The organism is Burkholderia ubonensis (assembly GCF_902833085.1).
GTDB classification, from domain to species: domain Bacteria; phylum Pseudomonadota; class Gammaproteobacteria; order Burkholderiales; family Burkholderiaceae; genus Burkholderia; species Burkholderia ubonensis.
On record NZ_CADFEB010000011.1, the window covers coordinates 173,164 to 191,073 of the forward strand.

Annotated in this window: 15 protein-coding genes; 7 read left to right on the forward strand and 8 right to left on the reverse strand. The window is 68.7% G+C overall.

The window, feature by feature from the left end; all coding sequences use genetic code 11:
• Positions 1-214: 214 nt before the first annotated feature.
• Positions 215-1,114, forward strand: coding sequence for a LysR family transcriptional regulator (locus tag HWX31_RS29020; RefSeq protein WP_174961020.1), 900 nt, complete (start codon positions 215-217; stop codon positions 1,112-1,114).
• A gap of 123 nt (positions 1,115-1,237) precedes the next feature.
• The gene (locus tag HWX31_RS29025) at positions 1,238-1,870 is read left to right on the forward strand and encodes a LysE family translocator (protein WP_174961139.1); all 633 of its coding nucleotides are present in this window, start codon (positions 1,238-1,240) and stop codon (positions 1,868-1,870) included.
• A gap of 179 nt (positions 1,871-2,049) precedes the next feature.
• Here the strand turns inward: HWX31_RS29025 and HWX31_RS29030 are convergent, their stop codons facing one another.
• Together HWX31_RS29030 and HWX31_RS29035 are read right to left on the reverse strand one after the other, a co-directional pair.
• On the reverse strand, positions 2,050-2,466 hold the full coding sequence (locus HWX31_RS29030) for a fascin domain-containing protein (RefSeq protein ID WP_174961023.1): 417 nt from the start codon (positions 2,464-2,466) through the stop codon (positions 2,050-2,052).
• A gap of 332 nt (positions 2,467-2,798) precedes the next feature.
• The gene (locus HWX31_RS29035; protein WP_174961025.1) at positions 2,799-3,530 is read right to left on the reverse strand and encodes a ribonuclease T2; all 732 of its coding nucleotides are present in this window, start codon (positions 3,528-3,530) and stop codon (positions 2,799-2,801) included.
• A gap of 245 nt (positions 3,531-3,775) precedes the next feature.
• On the opposite strand from HWX31_RS29035, the gene HWX31_RS29040 reads away from it, so the two are divergent.
• The 5 genes from HWX31_RS29040 to HWX31_RS29060 all read left to right on the forward strand — a co-directional run bounded on the left by HWX31_RS29040 (position 3,776) and on the right by HWX31_RS29060 (position 9,869).
• On the forward strand, positions 3,776-4,333 hold the full coding sequence (locus HWX31_RS29040) for a helix-turn-helix domain-containing protein (protein WP_174961027.1): 558 nt from the start codon (positions 3,776-3,778) through the stop codon (positions 4,331-4,333).
• Between the two features lie 87 nt (positions 4,334-4,420).
• A complete protein-coding gene (locus tag HWX31_RS29045) occupies positions 4,421-5,002 on the forward strand; it encodes an HD domain-containing protein (protein ID WP_174961029.1) in 582 nt (193 codons plus the stop codon).
• Between the two features lie 251 nt (positions 5,003-5,253).
• Positions 5,254-6,444, forward strand: coding sequence for a macrolide transporter subunit MacA (macA, locus tag HWX31_RS29050; RefSeq protein ID WP_174961031.1), 1,191 nt, complete (start codon positions 5,254-5,256; stop codon positions 6,442-6,444).
• A 2-nt stretch (positions 6,445-6,446) separates the two neighbouring features.
• Complete coding sequence (locus HWX31_RS29055; protein ID WP_174961033.1) at positions 6,447-8,486, forward strand: MacB family efflux pump subunit; 2,040 nt, start codon at positions 6,447-6,449, stop codon at positions 8,484-8,486.
• 12 nt (positions 8,487-8,498) lie between these two features.
• Positions 8,499-9,869: an efflux transporter outer membrane subunit gene (locus HWX31_RS29060; RefSeq protein WP_174961035.1), complete on the forward strand. Its 1,371-nt coding sequence runs from the start codon at positions 8,499-8,501 to the stop codon at positions 9,867-9,869.
• A gap of 495 nt (positions 9,870-10,364) precedes the next feature.
• Here HWX31_RS29060 and HWX31_RS29065 read toward each other — a convergent pair whose 3' ends face one another.
• The 6 genes from HWX31_RS29065 to HWX31_RS29090 form a co-directional block, all read right to left on the reverse strand.
• Positions 10,365-11,504, reverse strand: a complete 1,140-nt coding sequence (locus HWX31_RS29065) for an enoyl-CoA hydratase/isomerase family protein (protein ID WP_174961037.1) — start codon at positions 11,502-11,504, stop codon at positions 10,365-10,367.
• Entirely contained in the window at positions 11,501-12,292 is a 792-nt protein-coding gene (locus HWX31_RS29070) for an enoyl-CoA hydratase (protein WP_174961039.1), read from the reverse strand. The genes HWX31_RS29065 and HWX31_RS29070 overlap by 4 nt, the downstream gene beginning before the upstream one ends.
• Complete coding sequence (gene mmsB, locus HWX31_RS29075; protein ID WP_059609617.1) at positions 12,289-13,191, reverse strand: 3-hydroxyisobutyrate dehydrogenase; 903 nt, start codon at positions 13,189-13,191, stop codon at positions 12,289-12,291. Before mmsB ends, HWX31_RS29070 begins: the two co-directional genes overlap by 4 nt.
• 13 nt (positions 13,192-13,204) lie before the next feature.
• Positions 13,205-14,734 (reverse strand): CoA-acylating methylmalonate-semialdehyde dehydrogenase, encoded by a 1,530-nt coding sequence (locus tag HWX31_RS29080; protein ID WP_174961041.1) that lies wholly within the window; start codon positions 14,732-14,734, stop codon positions 13,205-13,207.
• Between the two features lie 99 nt (positions 14,735-14,833).
• Complete coding sequence (locus tag HWX31_RS29085) at positions 14,834-16,540, reverse strand: AMP-binding protein (protein WP_174961043.1); 1,707 nt, start codon at positions 16,538-16,540, stop codon at positions 14,834-14,836.
• Positions 16,541-16,664: 124 nt separating this feature from the next.
• Positions 16,665-17,798, reverse strand: coding sequence for an acyl-CoA dehydrogenase family protein (locus HWX31_RS29090; RefSeq protein WP_042588411.1), 1,134 nt, complete (start codon positions 17,796-17,798; stop codon positions 16,665-16,667).
• Positions 17,799-17,910 lie beyond the last annotated feature (112 nt).

Here is a 17,910-nt window from a genome sequence, read left to right on the forward strand (position 1 = left end):
AGTGGATTCACGATGACAGGCGCGCGACGCACGCGCACCACCCTAATGGGTAGCCTGCGCGTCGAGCCGCTCGTTCATGGCCTTCGCGCCACGCGAGCGGCGGTAGCCGCCCCGGATGCGGCGCGGCTTCCCGTCCCGCCTCGCCGGTTGAATATAATTCATGACGCTTCAATATTTGATGCACGACATACATGCATCGGCACAAGGAGTCCAGATGACGCTTGCCCAGTTGCAGGCACTCGCCGCCGTGGTCGAACTCGGTTCGCTTACGGCTGCCGCCGACCGTCTCAGCCGCAGTCAATCTGCGATCAGTCACGCGTTGACCGAACTGGAAGACATCACGCAGGTGAAGCTGCTCATGCGTGACCGGCAGCCGGTCGTATTGACTGCTGCCGGCGAACGTCTGTGGCCGTACATCCGGAACGTGGTGCGGGAAGCGCAGACGCTGCGCCAGCAGTTCGGCCTGTCGCGCGGCAAGCTCGAAGGGCGGCTGGTGGTCGCTTCGCTGCCGAGCGTGTCGCTTGCGTTCGTCGTGCCCGCCCTCGAAGCGCTGAAATCGATGCATCCAGGGGTATCGGCGGTACTGCTCGAAGGCACGGACATGGAAGTCGAAGGGTGGATCGAGGACGGTACCGCCGACGTCGGCGTGGTGGCGGGCGCGAAGACGTTCGCGAACAATTTGCCGCTGCTCGACGAGGATTTCGTCGCGGTAGCGGCGGCCGGTACGTTCGACGGCCGCAAGAGCGTGTCGACCAAACAGTTGTCCGCGCTGCCGTTCATTTTCTCGAAGGCAGGTTGCGGGCCGGTGATCGCGGATTACTTCGCGCGTGGTGGCGCGCAACTTCGGGCCGCGTTCAATGTGGTCGAGATGCGCACCATTCTTTCCATGGCGGAGGCGGGCATGGGCGTGTCGATCGTCCCGCGCGTCACGCTGACTTACACGCCGTTCGGAGGCACGGTGCTGGAGTTGTCTCCGAGGCTGCATCGCTCGGTTCGGCTGTCGTGGAACACGACCGGCAACGCGGTGACCGATGAGTTTGTCAGGCTCGCCGCCGCACAACGTGCCAGGGCAGCACAAGCGACCAAAACACGCGCGAAGAAGGGAAAGCAATAGGTCGCCGGCGTGATGAAAAACGCTCATGGTCGGCTTGCAGTTTATTCACGTTGAAGGCGCTCGATATGCAATATCTTGTACGGCACGCGTCAACCTGACTTCCCTGCCTCGAAGGAGACCGCCGTGCCCGCCTTGCCTACCCTGCTTGCTTTCGGACTCCTGTCGCTCGGCATGGTCCTGACGCCTGGCCCGAACATGATCTACCTGATTTCGCGTTCGATCTGCCAGGGCCGTCGTGCGGGTCTGCTGTCGCTCGGCGGCGTTGCACTGGGGTTCGTGTTCTATATGTTTTGCGCGGCGTTCGGCATCACCGCGCTTGTGCTGACCGTGCCGTATGCGTACGACGCGTTGCGCATTTCGGGCGCGCTGTATCTGCTGTACCTAGCCTGGCAGGCGCTCAAGCCGGGCGGCCGCTCGGCGTTTCAGGTCCGTCAGCTACCGCACGACAGCCGCCGAAAACTCTTTACGATGGGCTTCGTCACGAACCTCGCGAATCCGAAGATCGCGGTGATGTATCTGTCGTTGCTGCCGCAGTTCATTTCGCCGGGGCACGGTAGCGTGCTCGCGCAATCGCTGGCGCTCGGCTGCGTGCAGATCGCGGTCAGCGTCAGCGTCAACGCGCTGATCGCGAGCATGGCGGGTTCAATCGCGGGCTTTCTCGCCGGCCGCCCGGTTTGGGCATTGGTTCAGCGCTGGTTGATGGGCACCGTGCTGGCCGGATTGGCGGTGCGTATCGCACTGGAATCGCGAAGCTAAGGCTTGTTTGCATGGAGCCGGCCACGAGAACGGCCGCTCGCGAGGCGCGCGACGCTGCGAATACCGGACTATCGCCAAGGGGCGCGACGAACCGGTCGGCCGGTCCGCCGCGCAACGTCGGCATGCTGCTCATGAAGCCGTGCGACCGATTCGCCGCAGGGTTCCACGCAGGCCGACGCTTACTCGAAGAACGTCGTGACGGCGAACTCGCAGAAGACGTCCGGACGCTCCTTGGCCGCTTCGATCGGATTGATGCTGCCGCGATTGATCCGGCTCAGGTACAGCCCGTTGTCGGCGCGCAGCGTGATCTTGTTCGGCCCCACGTTCGACACGGTAAACAGGCAGAACACGTCGACGTTCTGCTTGGCGGCCTCGATCGGATTGGTTGCGCCGCGATTGATCCGGCTCAGGTACAGGCCGTTATCGGCGAGCAGCGCGATCTGCTGCGGACCGACGGCCACCACCCGAAATTTCGAAAAAACATCGATTTCCTTCTTTGCCGCCTCGATCGGATTCTCACTGCCCCGATTGATGCGGCTCAGATACAGCCCATCGTCTGCCTGCAATGCAATTGCGATATATCCCGAAGAAGACATGATCCACTCCCGTCAAAGTTAGCTTCAACACGTCGGATTTTCCTGCATCGGATTGAACCGCCCTGCCTGGCTCGAACCAGCCTGATTCGAGCCATTGCAGAATAGATTACAAAACCTAATTTTTAAATATAAACCCGTAAAATCAAACAAATCGAATCGACAGGGCCGATATTTTTCCATTACTGAATAATGGCGCCATTTTATTAATTTGAATAATTCAGCCATTTATCCAGCGGAATTTCGTCGCTCGGCTTGACCGAGCGATCCGGCCGTTCGCATCCGCCGGCCGACGGGGCGCGGCGCCGGCCACCGGACCGCGCCGCCCACCTCGCCTACTTCGCGATGTACACGCCCGTCGTCGGGCACGTGCCCTGCGTGCTGCCGTCGGTCACGAGCGACGCGGCGCTCGGGAACTGGTCGGTCGCGTTCGTCTTCACCGAGATCCACGCCTCGGTGAAATAGCTGACGCCGTTCGCCTTCGTGCATTTCAGCGACACCGCGCTGCGCGTGTTGCTGCCGAACGCGCCTTCGAACGCGGACAGCAGCTGGTTGCGGGTCACGGTCCGGCCCGCGTTCGCCTGCAGGAACGCGTTGAACGACGTGTTGCCGAGGCGGCTGATCATGCCGGCCGCCTGGTTCCAGTACGCATCGGGCGACGCCGCGTTCGCGCAGGTGCCGTGCTTGAACCACTCGTGCTTGTCGAGGCACGACGCGACGCCGGGCATGTAGGTCGACAGCGTATTGCGGGTCGCGGCGCTGATCGGGTACGCGTCCATGCTGCACCACTGGTGGCTGCTGTCGAGATCGATGTCGCTCTGCGGCACGCCGCAGAAGAACGGCTGGTTGCCGTCATAGCTGTTCGGCCACAGCCCGTGCAGCGACAGGCTGGTCGCCGCATACGAGCCGGCGAGGTTCGAGCACTCCGGCGTGGAATGCGTCGCGCAGAAGCCCGGCTCCCACGAGGAGGCAAGCAGCAGGTAGTCGTAGCTGGTCTGCGCGCCGGCGTGCATCGAGGCGGCAGTAACGGCGAGCGCGGTCGCGGCGCGGATGAGCGTCTTGAGCATGGGGATTCCCTCGGATAAGACTCGCGGTCACGGGATGCGCCGCGAGATTGTCGTACGTCTAACCGCGATTGTTGCCGGAGCAACATGGCACGAATGTGAATGCCGCGCCGCGGTTCGACAAGGCCCGGCACTTGCGCCAGAATCGTCAGCTCCGAGGGCGTAAGCCGCTGAAAGCCGCTTTTGACCGCGCAAGGCGGACTCCCCCTCCCCTGATCGTTCGCGACGGCCGCAACCGGAGCCTCCACATGACCGACTCGCCACTTCAAACGCCGCCGCTCGGCCCGCTGCTGAGGCGCTGGCGGCTGCTGCGCCGCGTGAAGCAGAGCCACGCGGCCGAGCTGTTCGGCGTCGCGCAGTCGACGATTTCCCGCTGGGAAGCCGGCGTCCAGCAGATGTCGCCCGACGAGCGCGCGATCGCCGAGCGCCTGCTCGCGGCGCGGCTCGATTCCGCCGGCGACCGCGCGCTCGCGCGGCTCGTCGGCGACCATCCCGGCCGCGTGCACCTCGTGTGCGACCTCACACATCGGCTGCTGGCGTGCTCGTCGTTGCGCGCCGCCGAGTTCGCGAAACCGCTGCCGACGATGCTCGGCGCGTCGCTGTGGCGCTATGCGACGCCGGAAATCGCCGCGCTGGAAGCGTCGCTCGATACGCTCGGCTGGCGCGACAGCGCCGGCCCGCCGAGCGTCGAGTTCGACAGCGGCGCAAATGCATCGCGGATCGTGCCGATCCGTCGCAGCACCTGCCGCTGGACGCGAATGATCCTGTCGGACGGCTCCGCCGCGCGGCTCGTCGAAACGCTGTAGCGCGCCGCGCATATTTCATGCGTGGACGGCGCGCCGATGTCCGGCCTAAGCTTGACGGCTCCAAACCCGAACCTTGCGGACCCGCCGATGAACCCCGACACGATCCACGCGCGGCTCGCGTTCCTGCGCGAAGCGGAACGCCTGAAGGACGTGCTGCGCAGCGGCCACACGTCGGCCGGCCGCGCGGAAAGCACGGCCGAGCACAGCTGGCGGCTGTGCCTGATGGCGCTGGTGTTCGCCGACGCGCTCGACGGCGTCGACCCGCTGAAGCTGCTGAAGCTGTGCGTCGTCCACGACCTCGGCGAGGCGCTGCACGGCGACATCCCGGCGGTCGAGCAGGCCGCGCATCCGGACAAGAGCGCGCACGAGCGGCGCGACCTGCTGACGCTGACCGCCGGCCTCGACGCCGCGCTGCGCGACGAGATCGTCGCGCTGTGGGACGAATACGAGCAGGCCGCGTCGCCGGAAGCGAAGGCCGTCAAGGCGCTCGACAAGCTGGAAACGATCCTGCAGCACAACCAGGGCGACAATCCGCCGGACTTCGACTACGCGTTCAATCTCGGCTACGGCCGGCGCCATACGGACGCGAGCCCGCTGTTCCGCGCGATCCGGGCGATCGTCGACGCCGACACGCAAAGCCGGATCGACGCCGGCGCGCGGCGCGCGTGATCGTGCAGCGGAGGGCGCGAGCGCCGCAGGCGCAGGCCGCCGCCGCGCGGTAACGATTGCCCACAATCTTGCACAGTTCGGCAAGATTTCCTCAGATGAATTCGCTTATCATGGGCGCCCGATTCGCTTCATCCTGGCCGCATCGCGACGCATGCCGGCTCCGATCCGGCCTGCCGTTCCGGTCTCCGACCACCTGAATGCCGGATCGGCCGCACGCGTCGCCGACGCCCGATTCATCTTCGCCGTCCCTCATGAAACAGAACCGTCGCCGCTGGCGCATCGCGCTGGCCAGTGTTGTCGTCGTCGCGATCGCCGGCGGCCTGTCGCTCCACCACCTCTCGCCCGACCGGCATCCGCGCTACCTGAGCGCGCCGGTCGCGCGCGGCGATCTCGAGAACGCGGTGCTGGCCACGGGCGCGCTGCAGGCGTTCCGGCAGGTCGACGTCGGCGCCCAGGTGTCAGGACAACTGAAGACGCTGAAGGTCCGCCTCGGCGACAAGGTCGAGAAGGGGCAATGGCTCGCGGAAATCGATCCGGTCATCTCGCAGAACGCGCTGCGGCAGGCGCGCACCAGCGAGGAAAGCCTGCTCGCGCAGCAGCGCGCGACCGCCGCGCAGCTCAAGCAGACCGACCTCGCATTCCGCCGCCAGCAGACGATGCTGCCCGACGACGCGACCTCCCGCGAAGCGTTCGAATCCGCGCGCGCGGCGCTCGACGTGCAGCGCGCGAACCTCGCGTCGCTCGACGCGCAGATCCGCGCGGCCCGCATTCAGATCGACACCGCGCAGGCCAATCTCGGCTACACGCGCATCGTCGCGCCGATGGACGGCGAAGTCGTCGCGATCGTCACGCAGGAAGGCCAGACCGTGATCGCGCAGCAGCAGGCGCCCGTGATCCTCAAGCTCGCCGATCTCGACACGATGACGGTGAAGGCGCAGGTGTCCGAAGCCGACGTGATCCGCATCCAGCCCGGCCAGACCGCGTATTTCACGATCCTCGGCGAACCGGACCGGCGCTATTACGGCAAGCTGCGCGCGATCGAGCCGGCGCCGCAGAACTTCCTCGAATCGCAGGCCGGGCTCGGCGGCGGCGCCGGCGGCGGCACGAAAACGAACGCCGCCGTGTTCTACAACGCGCTGTTCGAGGTGCCCAACCCCGGCCATCGGCTGCGCATCTCGATGACCGCGCAGGTCAACATCGTCCTCGGCGGCGCGCGCAACGCGCTCAGCATTCCGGCCGCCGCGCTCGGCGCGAAGGACAAGCACGGCGCGTACGCGGTGCGCGTGCTGCACGCCGACGGCAAGACCGAGACGCGCACGATCCGCACCGGCATCAACAACAACGTGAAGGTCGAGGTGCTGGCGGGCCTGAAGGAAGGCGAGCAGGTCGTGATCGGCGACGCCGACGCCGACCCGCTCGCCGCAGCCGCGCCGGGAGCGTGACGATGACGCGGCCGCTGCTGCAGCTGACCGGCGTCACGCGGCGCTTCCCCGCCGGCGACCGGGACGTCGTGGTGCTGAGGAACGTCAGCCTGTCGATCGACGCCGGCGAGATCGTCGCGATCGTCGGCGCGTCGGGCTCCGGCAAATCGACGCTGATGAACATCCTCGGCTGCCTCGACCATCCGAGCGCCGGCAGCTACACGGTCGGCGGACGCGAGACCCGGACGCTCGACGGCGACGAACTCGCGCAGCTGCGCCGCGAGCGCTTCGGCTTCATCTTCCAGCGCTATCACCTGCTACCGCACCTGAGCGCGGTCGCGAACCTGGAGATGCCGGCGATCTACGCCGGCAGCGCGCCGGCCGAGCGCCGCGTACGCGCGCAGCGCCTGCTCGCGCGCCTCGGGCTCGCGGACCGCGAAGACCACCGGCCGAGCCAGCTGTCGGGCGGCCAGCAGCAACGCGTGAGCATCGCGCGGGCGCTGATGAACGGCGGCGAAGTGATCCTGGCCGACGAGCCGACCGGCGCGCTCGACTCGAAAAGCGGCGACGAAGTCATCCGCATCCTGCGCGAGCTGAACGCGCTCGGCCACACGGTGATCATCGTCACGCACGACGAGCACGTCGCCCGGCACGCGCGCCGCATCGTCGAGATCCACGACGGCGAGATCGTCGCGGACCGGTCGAACCCGCACTACGCTGCGGCCACCGAAACGGCGGCTCAGCCGGATACCGCGTGGCACGCGACGCCCGTGCTGCTCGCGCACGCCGGTGCCGATCCGGCGCTCACCATCGACGCCGCACAACCAGTGCAACCCGAGCGACCCGCGCGCCGCCTGTCGGCCGGCGCGGGCCGTTTCGCGGAGGCGTTCCGGATGGCGTGGCGCGCGCTCGTGTCGCACCGGCTGCGCACGGTGCTGACGATGCTCGGCATCATCATCGGCATCACGTCGGTCGTGTCGATCGTCGCGATCGGCGAAGGCGCGAAGCGCTACATGCTCGACGAGATCGGCAGCATCGGCACGAACACCATCAACCTCTATCCGGGCCTCGACTGGGGCGACAGCCGCGCGGACGCGATCCAGACGCTCGTGCCCGCCGACGTCGCCGCGCTGGCCGAACAGCCGTACATCGACAGCGCGACGCCCGAAACGTCGCGCACGCTGCTGCTGCGATATCGCAACGTCGACGTCAACGCGCTCGTCAGCGGCGTCGGCGAGCGGTTCTTCCAGGTGCGCGGGATGAAGCTGGCGCTGGGCGTCGCGTTCGGCGCGGACGAGGTGCGCCGCCAGGCGCAGGTCGTGGTGATCGACCAGAACACGCGGCGCAAGCTGTTCGGCGCGCGCCCGAATCCGCTCGGCGAAGTGATCCTGATCGGCAACCTGCCGTGCGTCGTGATCGGCGTGGTGGCCGACAAGAAAAGCGCGTTCGGCGACGTGAAGAGCCTGAACGCATGGGTGCCGTACACGACCGCGAGCGGGCGCCTGTTCGGCCAGCAGCATCTCGACAGCATCACCGTGCGCGTGCGCGCCGGCCAGCCGAGCCAGGCCGCCGAGCAGAGCCTGACGAAGCTGATCACCCAGCGGCACGGGCGCAAGGACTTCTTCACGTACAACATGGACAGCGTCGTGAAGACGGTCGAGAGCACCGGCCGGTCGCTGACGCTGCTGCTGTCGCTGATCGCGGTCATTTCGCTGGTGGTCGGCGGGATCGGCGTGATGAACATCATGCTCGTGTCGGTCACCGAACGCACCCGCGAGATCGGCATCCGGATGGCGGTCGGCGCGCGCCAGACCGACATCCTGCAGCAATTCCTCGTCGAGGCCGTGCTGGTCTGCCTGCTGGGCGGCGCGGTCGGGATCGCGCTGTCGTTCGGCGTCGGCGTCCTGTTCTCGATGTTCGTCGACCAATGGAAGATGGTGTTCTCCGCCGGCGCGATCGTCACCGCGTTCCTGTGCTCGACGCTGACCGGCGTCGTGTTCGGCTTCATGCCGGCGCGCAACGCGTCGCGGCTCGACCCGATCGATGCGCTCGCGCGGGACTGACAAAACTTGACCATGACCCTGCCCTACCCGATCCGCCGCCTGGGCGCGCTCGCCTGCGCCGCCGCGCTCATCGCCGGCTGCGCGGCCACGCGCGAGCGGCCGCTGCCCCCGGTCACGATGCCGGCCCACTGGGAATCGCCCGTGCCGCCGAGCACGCCCGCCGCGCCGGCGGACTGGTGGCGCAGCTTCGGCGACCCGGTGCTCGACCGCCTGATCGACGACGCGCTGCGCACCAACAACGATCTCGCGATCGCGGCGATCCGCGTGTACCGCGCGCGGCTGCAGGCCGGGCTCGCCGACACGAACCTGACGCCCGCCGTCACGCTCGGCGCGAACGGCAGCGTGTCGCGCACGCTCGATACGCACCAGATGGGCCGCGCGAGCGGCGTCACCGGCGCGCTGAGCTACGAGCTCGACCTGTGGGGCCGGCTCGCCGCGCTGCGCGACGCCGCGCGCTGGGAGGCCGATGCGACCGAGGCCGACCGCGAAGCCGCGCGGCTGTCGCTGATCGGCACGACGGCCGCGCTGTACTGGCAGATCGGCTACCTGAACCGGCAGATCGCGCTCGGCGACGCGAACATCGCGTATGCGGCGCGCACGGTCGCGCTGGTGCGCTCGCGCCACGCGGCCGGCGCGACCTCCGGGCTCGACCTCGCGCAGGCCGAGCAGAGCCTCGCCGCGCAGCGAGCCGCACAGACGCAACTGCTGCAGCAGCGCACCGAAAACCGCCACGCGCTCGCGATCCTGTTCGACCGGCCGCCGCAGCAGAGCGCCGCCGAACCGCCGACGCTGCCCGACGGGCCGCTGCCCGCGGTCGCGGCCGGCCTGCCCGCGAACCTGCTCGGCCGGCGTCCGGACCTGCGCGCGGCGGAATTCCGGCTGCGCGAATCGCTGGCGAACGTCGACGCGACCCGCACGAGCTTCTATCCGACCTTCACGCTGACGGGCAACGTCGGCACGTCGAGCACGAGCCTCGAGCGCGTGCTGTCGAATCCGGTCGCGACGCTCGGGCTCGGGCTCGCGCTGCCGTTCATCCAGTGGAACGCGATGCAGCTGCAGATCAAGGTATCGCAGACGCAGTACCAGGAGGCGGTCGTCGGGTTCCGCCAGCGGCTTTACTCGGCGCTGGCCGAGGTCGAGAACGCGCTGTCGGCGCGCGTGCAGCTCGAACGCGAGGCGGAGCAGCGCACGCTGTCGCTCGCCCAGGCGCAGCGCGCGGAAACGCTGGCCGCCGCGCGGTTCGCCGCCGGCGCGACGGACGTGCAGCCGTGGCTCGACCAGCAGCAGCGGCTGCGCGACGCGCAGAGCGCCGAATCGCAAAACCGGCTGAACCTGCTCAACAACCAGATGACGCTGTATCGGGCGCTCGGCGGCGGCGCGTAGCTAGGGTCTGTTTACATACGGAACGCGCATGCGAATGCCCGAAATCGCTCGTAGGGCAAGGAGCAAGGAGCGCCGTTTGGCCGAGCCAAACAAGCGACGCGCGACGCCGCCATACGGGCGATTTCGGGCATTCCCCTAGAATGGTTTTTCAATTTGGGGTTGCCACGAGAACGGCCGCTCGCCACGTTGTGCTCCTTGCGAATACGTCCAGTATTCGCGGCGTCGCACGCCTCGCGAGCGGCCGTTCTCGTGGCAACGCATGCGCGTTCCGTATGTAAACAGACCCTAGTGCAAGCAACGGTTGCGGTGCGACGTTCGCGCCGCGCCATACACCATCACCCACCCGAACCCGTGCACGAGCGCCGCGTGCAGCGCCGCGCCGGTCGGATCGGCTTGGGCCAGCGCCGGCGCCAGCGCGCGCCATCCGTCGACGCGGCCGGCCGCGATCTCCTGCGCGAGCGCGCGCAGCGACGCACACCGCCGCGTGCACGCCGCTCACGCGCCGCCCAGCTCGACGAGCGGATGCGCGGGCAGCTTCCACGGCGACGTGAGGAAATGCCGCACGCGTTCGGCGCGCAGCTCGACGAGCGACGCCGGCGCCCAGCGCGGCTTGCGGTCCTTGTCGACGAGATGCGCGCGCACGCCTTCGCGGAAATCGCCCTCCTCGATCGCCCGCGCGACGATGCCGAGCTCCATCCGGAACGATTCGGCCAGCGTCATCTGGCGGCCGCGCAGCAGCGCCTCGCGCGTCACGGCGAGCATCGTCGGCGAATGGCCGAGCAGCGCGTCGAGCGTCGCCTGCAGCCACTGGCGATGTTCGCGCGACAGCTCGTCGCGCGCGAGCTCCTGCGCGAGCGTCGCGACGGTCCGCTCGACCGTCGAGCGCTTGTCGAAATGGCGCACGATCCACGGCAGCTGGCTGTCGAGCGCCGCGTGCGGCACGACGTTGCACGGCGGCTCGAACACCCGGCGCAGCGCGGCGAGCACGTCGCCGTCCCATTTCAGGTTCTCGATGCGCGTCTCGAACGTGTCGAGCCACGACGACGGCACGCACAGGTCCGCGAGCTTCGCGACGAGCGCATCCGCGCCGGACAGCGTCGCGCCCGTGAGCCCCACGTAAAGCTCCAGCTCGACCGGCATGCGCGCGAGGAAGTGCGTCGCGCCGACGTCCGGCACGAGGCCGATACGCGTCTCCGGCATCGCGATCTTGCTGCGCTCGGTCGCGACCCGCAGCGCCGCACCCTGCGCGAGCCCCATGCCGCCGCCCATCGTGATGCCGTCCATCAGCGCGACGACCGGCTTCGGGAACGTGTGGATCGCGTAGTCGAGCCGGTATTCGTCGACGAAGAACGGCAGCCATGCGTCGCGCTGCGCGGCGTTCCGGTACAGCGCGCGCACGTCGCCGCCCGCGCAGAAGCCCTTCTCGCCCGCGCCGCGCAGCACGACGGCGACGATCTGGTCGTCGGTGCGGCAACGCTCCAGCAGCGCCGCCAGCTCGCGCACCATTTCGTGCGACAGCGCGTTGAGCGCGGCCGGCCGGTTCAGCGTGATCAGCGCCACGCGGTTCAGCACGCGGCACAGCACCTCGGGCGCGGCGTCGGCAAACGCGTCATGCGTCGTGATCGGCGTGCTCATCGGTCCTGCTCCCCGTCGGTGTGCCACTGCGGCGCGCGCTTGCCGAGAAATGCGGCCACGCCTTCGCGCGGATCGTTCGTATCGAACAGGTCGACGAAGCGCTCGCGCTCGACCGCGAGCGCCGCGCTGCGGGGCACGCCGCGGCGCGCGAGGCCGATCAGCTCCTTGCTGTACGCGACCGCGTGCGGGCTCTGCCGCGCGACGTTGCGCGCGAGCGCGAGCGCCGCGTCGCGCGCGGCGCCCGTGTCGACCACGTCCTCGACGAGGCCGATCCGCAGCGCGGTCGCCGCGTCGACGCGCACGCCGGCCAGGATGATCTTCTTCGCCCAGCCTTCGCCGACGAGCCAGGGCAGCGTCTGCGTGCCGAGCCCGCACGGCAGCAGCCCGACCGACGGCTCGGGCAGCGCCATCTGCGCGTGCGTCTCGGCGATGCGCAGGTCGCACGCGAGCGCGCATTCGAGCCCGCCGCCCATCGCATAGCCGTTGATCGCCGCGATCGTCACGAAGCGCGCCTCCGACAGCGTCTCGAACGCGGTGCCGAAGCGGATCGCCATCGCGCGCGCGACCGCCGGGTCGCCGTCGGCGAACGTGTTGAGGTCCGCGCCCGCGCTGAAGAATTTCGGGCCGTCGCCGGTGATCACGAGCGCGCGCACGCGCGGGTTCGCGTCGAGTTCGCCGACGGTCTCCTGCAATTGCCGCAGGCCGTCGGCGGTAAAGGCGTTCGCGGGCGGCCGCTTGAGCGTCGCGCACGCGATCGCGCCGTCGTCGACGAAGTCCAGTTCGATCATTGCGCGTCCTTCTTCGTTGCCGGTTGGTAGAGGCGGATCACCGCCGAGAAATCGAGCTGGCCGTCGCCGCGGCTGCTCATCGCCTGGTACAGCTGCTGCGCGAGCGCGCCGAGATAGACGGGCTGGCGCACCTGCTTCGCCGCGTCGTTCGCGAGGCCGAGATCCTTCAGCATCAGGTCGGTGCCGAAGCCGCCCGTGTAGCCGCGCGACGACGGCGCGGTGCCGATCACGCCCGGATACGGGTTGTACGTGTCCGAGCTCCAGCAGCGGCCGGTCGACGTGTTGACGATGCCCGCGAGCACCTTCGGATCGATGCCGAGCGCGACGCCGAGCGACATCGCCTCCGACACGGCCGCCATCGAGATGCCGAGCACGAGGTTGTTGCAGACCTTCGCGACCTGCCCCATCCCGGTCGCGCCGCAATGGACGATGTTCTTGCCCATCCCGGCGAGCACGGGCTGCACGCGTTCGAAGTCCGCGTCGCTGCCGCCGACCATGAAGGTCAGCGTGCCCGCCGCCGCGCCGCCCGTGCCGCCCGACACCGGCGCATCGACGAACGCGCCGCCGTGCTCGCGCACGAGCGCGCCGAACGCCTGCGCGCTGGCCGGGTCGATCGTGCTCGAATCGATCACGGTCGCGCCCGCGCCGAGCCCGGCCAGCACGCCGTGCTCGCCGGTCAGCACCGAGCGCACGTGCGGCGCTGCCGGCAGCATCGTGATCACGAACTCCGCGCCGGCCGCCGCGTCGCGCGGCGAGCCGGCCGCCTGCGCGCCCGCGTCCTGCAACGCGCGCAGCGCGTCGGCGCTGAGGTCGAATACATGCACTTCATGGCCGGCCTTCAGCAGGTTCAGCGCCATCGGCGCACCCATGTGGCCGAGGCCGATAAAACCGATCTTCATTTTTGCCCCCTGATCAGTGCAAACGGATCGTCGTATTCACCGGGCCGGCCGTCGTGTCGTCGTCGAACCAGCGCGCGGTGACCGTCTTGGTCTGCGTGTAGAACTGCACGACCTGCTTGCCGTACGGGCCGAGGTCGCCGAGCTTCGAGCCGCGCGAACCGGTGAAGCTGAAGAACGGCACCGGCACCGGGATCGGGATGTTGATGCCGACCTGGCCGACGTCGATCTCGCTCTGGAACTTGCGCGCCGCCGCGCCGCTCTGCGTGAAGAGGCCGACGCCGTTGCCGAACGGGTTCGCATTGACGAGCGCGATCGCGTCGTCGAGCGAGTCGGCTTCGAGCACGACGAGCACCGGACCGAAGATCTCGTGCGTGTAGATCGACATGTCGGTCTTCACGCCGGAGAAGATCGTCGGGCCGACGAAATTGCCCTGCTCGTAGCCGGCCACCGTCACGCCGCGGCCGTCGAGCTCGAGCTTCGCGCCTTCCTTCACGCCCGCTTCGATCAGCGACAGGATGCGTTCCTTCGCGGCCTTCGACACGACCGGGCCGACGTCGGTGCCGGCTTCCGCGCCCGCGTTCACCTTCAGCAGCTTCGCCTTCGCGACGAGATCGGGCAGCCAGTCGCGCGCGGCGCCGACCAGCACCGCGACCGACGTCGCCATGCAGCGCTGGCCCGCCGCGCCGAACCCGGCGCCGACGAGCGCGTTGAGCGTCTGCTCGCGGTTCGCGTCGGGCAGCACGACCGCGTGGTTCTTCGCGCCCATCATCGACTGCACGCGCTTGCCGTTCGCGCTGCCGAGCTGGTACACGTGCGTGCCGACCGCGGTCGAGCCGACGAACGAGATCGCCTTCACGAGCGGATGCGTGCAGATCGCGTCGACGACTTCCTTGCCGCCGTGCACGACGTTCAGCACGCCCTTCGGCACACCGGCCTCGATCGCGAGCTCGACGAGCTGCATCGTCGACAGCGGGTCCTGCTCCGACGGCTTCAGCACGAACGTGTTGCCGCACACGATCGCCATCGGGAACATCCACAGCGGAATCATCGCGGGGAAGTTGAACGGCGTGATGCCCGCGCACACGCCGATCGGCTGGCGCAGCGTGTAGGTGTCGACGCCGCCCGCGACGTTCTCCGCGAACTCGCCGAGCTGCAGCGTGCCGACCGAGCATGCGTGCTCGACCACCTCGAGGCCGCGGAAGATGTCGCCTTCCGCGTCCGGCAGCGTCTTGCCCTGCTCGGCGGTCAGCGTCTTCGCGATCCGCTGCTGGTTGGCGCGCACGAGATCCTGGAACTTCAGCATGATGCGCATGCGCGCGGCGATCGGCGTGTTCTTCCACGACGCGAACGCCGCCTGCGCGGCCTGCACGGCCGCGTCGACTTCGGCGACGGTCGCGAACGGCACGCGCGCGAGCACCTCCTGCGTGGCCGGATTGATGATGGCGCGCCACTCGTGCGTCTTCGATTCGACGAATTCGCCGTCGATCAGCAGCTTGACCGTCGGCACGTCTTGCCCCGCCTGGGGCGTCGGATTCGCGTTCATCGCTTGATTCTCCTTGGGAGTGCCGCCGCGCGACGCAGCGCGCGGGCGGCCGGTTCGATGCATCGGCAGGCCGCGCGACTCGCGCGGCCCGCGCTCGGGTCATTTCAGTTCTGCAGAGAAATCCTCTTCCCAGTATTCGCCGGGCATCCGCGCGCTCGTGTCGTCGCCGCGCTCGATCTCGCGGCGGCGCAATTCGACGCGGCGGATCTTGCCGGAGATCGTCTTCGGCAATTCCGCGAACTGCAGCCGGCGGATGCGCTTGTACGGCGCGAGCTTCTCCCGCGAGAAACGGAAGATCTCGAGCGCCAGCGCCGGGCTTGCGTCGTAGCCCTGGCGCAGCGTGATGAAGGTCTTCGGCACCGCGAGCCGCACGGGGTCCGGGCTCGGCACGACGGCCGCCTCGGCGATCGCCGGATGCTCGATCAGCACGCTTTCGAGTTCGAACGGGCTCAGCCGGTAGTCGGACGACTTGAACACGTCGTCCGCGCGGCCGATGTAGACGTAGTAGCCGTCGTCGCGGCGCATCGCGATGTCGGACGTGCGGTAGTGGCCGTCGCGCATCGCATGCGCGGTCGCGTCGGGGTTGTTCGCGTAGCCCGCCATCAGGCCGACCGGGCGCTCGACGCCCGCGCCGACCGGCAGCGCGACCTCGCCTTCGCTGACCGGCGCGCCGTCCGGGTCGAGCAACTCGATCCGGTAGCCGGGCATCGGGCGGCCCATCGAGCCGGCGACGACCGGCTGGCCCGGCGAGTTGCCGATCAGGCAGGTGGTCTCGGTCTGGCCGTAGCCGTCGCGGATCGTGATGCCCCACGCCTTCTTCACGCGCTCGATGACTTCCGGGTTCAGCGGCTCGCCCGCGCCGACGATCTCGCGCAGCTTCACGTCGAACGACGCGAGCGGCTGCTGCACGAGCATCCGCCAGACGGTCGGCGGCGCGCACAGCGTCGTCACCTGGTACTTGACCAGCGCGTCGAGCACGACCTTCGGCTCGAAGCGCGCATAGTTGAACGCGAACACGCACGCCTGCGCGTTCCACGGCGCGTAGAAGCAGCTCCACGCGTGCTTCGCCCAGCCGGGCGAGCTGATGTTCCAGTGGATGTCGCCCGGCTGCAGGCCGACCCAGTACATCGTCGACAGGCTGCCGACCGGGTAGGTGCGGTGCGTGTGCTCGACGAGCTTCGGCTTCGACGTCGTGCCCGACGTGAAATACAGCAGCATCGGGTCGCTCGAATGCGTGACGCCGTCCGGCTCGAACGCGGCCGGCGCCGTGTAGCCGTCGTTCATCGCGAGCCAGCCGGCGCGCGGCGCGCCGGCGACGATCCGCTGCGCGAGGCCGAGGTCGGGCTGGTCGAACTTCGCGGTTTCGTTCTCGTCGACGATCGCGTATTTCGCGCCGCCGATCTGCACGCGGTCGCGCACGTCGTCGGCGGAGAGTTGCGTGGTCGCGGGCAGCACCACCGCGCCGAGCTTCATCGCGGCGAGCATCGCGTCCCACAGTTCGACGCGGTTCGGCAGCATCAGCAGGATCCGGTCGCCGCGCGCGACGCCGATGCCGCGCAGCCAATTCGCGATCCGCGACGAGCGCTCGGACATCTGCGCGAACGAATACGGATCGCCCGTGCCGGTCGCCGCGTCGACGATCCACAGCGCGGGCTTGTCGTTGCCGCGCGCCATCACGTCGAAATAATCGAGCGCCCAGTTGAACTGGGCGGGCGCCGGCCACTGGAAATCGCGGTATGCGGTTTCGTAGTCGGTGCGATGGCGCAGCAGAAAGTCGCGTGCGGCCAGGAAAGCCTGTGCGGTCATCGAGTCGTCTCCTGTCTCCATGTTGCGCGGCGCGACGGACTCACAAGCCCCCGCGCCTCGCGATGCCCCGGCCATTTGTTGGTCTCTGGGGCTGGCTGCTGTCACCGGGCAACCGGCGCGACGCTCAAAGCTGCCGCGCGATCACCATCCGTTGCACTTCGCTGGTTCCCTCGTAAATCTGCGTGATGCGCGCGTCGCGGTAATGACGCTCGACTTCGTAATCGGCGAGATAGCCGTAGCCGCCGTGGATCTGGATCGCATCCGAGCACACGCGCTCGGCCATCTCCGACGCGAACAGCTTCGCCTGCGACGCCTCCGACAGGCACGGCAGCCCGGCCGTGCGCAGCTTCGCCGCGTGATGCACGAGCAGGCGCGCGGCGTTGATCTGCGTCGCCATGTCGGCGAGCTTCTGCTGGATCGCCTGATGCTCGGCGAGCGGCTTGCCGAACTGCACGCGCTCGCCCGCATAGCGGCGCGCCTTGTCGAACGCGGCGCGCGCGATGCCGAGCGCCTGCGCGGCGATGCCGATGCGGCCGCCTTCGAGGTTCGACAGCGCGATCTTCAGCCCTTCGCCGCGCGCGCCGAGCAGGTTTTCCTCGGGAATCGCGCAGTTCTCGAACGTGATCGGGCAGGTATCCGACGCGCGGATGCCCATCTTCTTCTCCGGCTTGCCGACGACGAAGCCCGGCGTGTCGGTCGGCACCAGGAACGCGGAGATGCCGCGCTTGCCGGCGTCCGGATCGGTCACGGCAAACACGATCGCGATGCCCGCGCGCTGGCCGTTGGTCACGAACTGCTTCGCGCCGTTCAGCACCCACTTGCCGTCGCGCAGCTCCGCGCGGGTGCGCAGGTTGTGCGCCTCGGAGCCGGCCTGCGGCTCCGTCAGGCAGAATGCGCCGATCGTGCGGCCGGCCGCCATGTCGGCGAGCCAGCGCTCCTTCTGCGCGGGCGTGCCGAAGCCGAGGATCGGCCCGCAGCCGACCGAGTTGTGCACGCTCATCATCGTCGCGCACGCGGCGTCGCCCGCGGCGATCTCCTCCATCGCGAGCGCATACGCGACGTAGTCCGTATACGCGCCGCCCAGCTCCTGCGGCACGATCATCCCGAGCAGGCCCAGCTCGCCGAGCTGCGCGACGACCGCATCCGGCAGGTGCGCGTCGCGGTCCCACTGCGCGGCGTTCGGCGCCAGCACCTCGGTGGCAAAAGCGCGCGCCGCATCGCGGATCATCCGCTGGTCTTCGGTGTAAAGCTCGTCCATGGCGCTGCCGTCTCCCGGCGGCCGGCGTGGCGCGGCCGCGATGTGTTTTCGATGAATCAAGTGTAGGCAACCGTGCACGACTGTTCGATGCTCGCACCGCTCATTTACACTG

What these genes read in the sequence shown, in the direction of transcription:
- HWX31_RS29020 (WP_174961020.1), top strand. Translation starts at nt 215, where the DNA reads ATGACGCTTGCCCAGTTGCAGGCACTCGCCGCCGTGGTCGAACTCGGT.
- HWX31_RS29030 (WP_174961023.1), bottom strand. Translation starts at nt 2,466, where the DNA reads ATGTCTTCTTCGGGATATATCGCAATTGCATTGCAGGCAGACGATGGG.
- HWX31_RS29035 (WP_174961025.1), bottom strand. Translation starts at nt 3,530, where the DNA reads ATGCTCAAGACGCTCATCCGCGCCGCGACCGCGCTCGCCGTTACTGCC.
- HWX31_RS29040 (WP_174961027.1), top strand. Translation starts at nt 3,776, where the DNA reads ATGACCGACTCGCCACTTCAAACGCCGCCGCTCGGCCCGCTGCTGAGG.
- HWX31_RS29045 (WP_174961029.1), top strand. Translation starts at nt 4,421, where the DNA reads ATGAACCCCGACACGATCCACGCGCGGCTCGCGTTCCTGCGCGAAGCG.
- macA (WP_174961031.1), top strand. Translation starts at nt 5,254, where the DNA reads ATGAAACAGAACCGTCGCCGCTGGCGCATCGCGCTGGCCAGTGTTGTC.
- HWX31_RS29055 (WP_174961033.1), top strand. Translation starts at nt 6,447, where the DNA reads ATGACGCGGCCGCTGCTGCAGCTGACCGGCGTCACGCGGCGCTTCCCC.
- HWX31_RS29060 (WP_174961035.1), top strand. Translation starts at nt 8,499, where the DNA reads ATGACCCTGCCCTACCCGATCCGCCGCCTGGGCGCGCTCGCCTGCGCC.
- HWX31_RS29065 (WP_174961037.1), bottom strand. Translation starts at nt 11,504, where the DNA reads ATGAGCACGCCGATCACGACGCATGACGCGTTTGCCGACGCCGCGCCC.
- HWX31_RS29070 (WP_174961039.1), bottom strand. Translation starts at nt 12,292, where the DNA reads ATGATCGAACTGGACTTCGTCGACGACGGCGCGATCGCGTGCGCGACG.
- mmsB (WP_059609617.1), bottom strand. Translation starts at nt 13,191, where the DNA reads ATGAAGATCGGTTTTATCGGCCTCGGCCACATGGGTGCGCCGATGGCG.
- HWX31_RS29080 (WP_174961041.1), bottom strand. Translation starts at nt 14,734, where the DNA reads ATGAACGCGAATCCGACGCCCCAGGCGGGGCAAGACGTGCCGACGGTC.
- HWX31_RS29085 (WP_174961043.1), bottom strand. Translation starts at nt 16,540, where the DNA reads ATGACCGCACAGGCTTTCCTGGCCGCACGCGACTTTCTGCTGCGCCAT.
- HWX31_RS29090 (WP_042588411.1), bottom strand. Translation starts at nt 17,798, where the DNA reads ATGGACGAGCTTTACACCGAAGACCAGCGGATGATCCGCGATGCGGCG.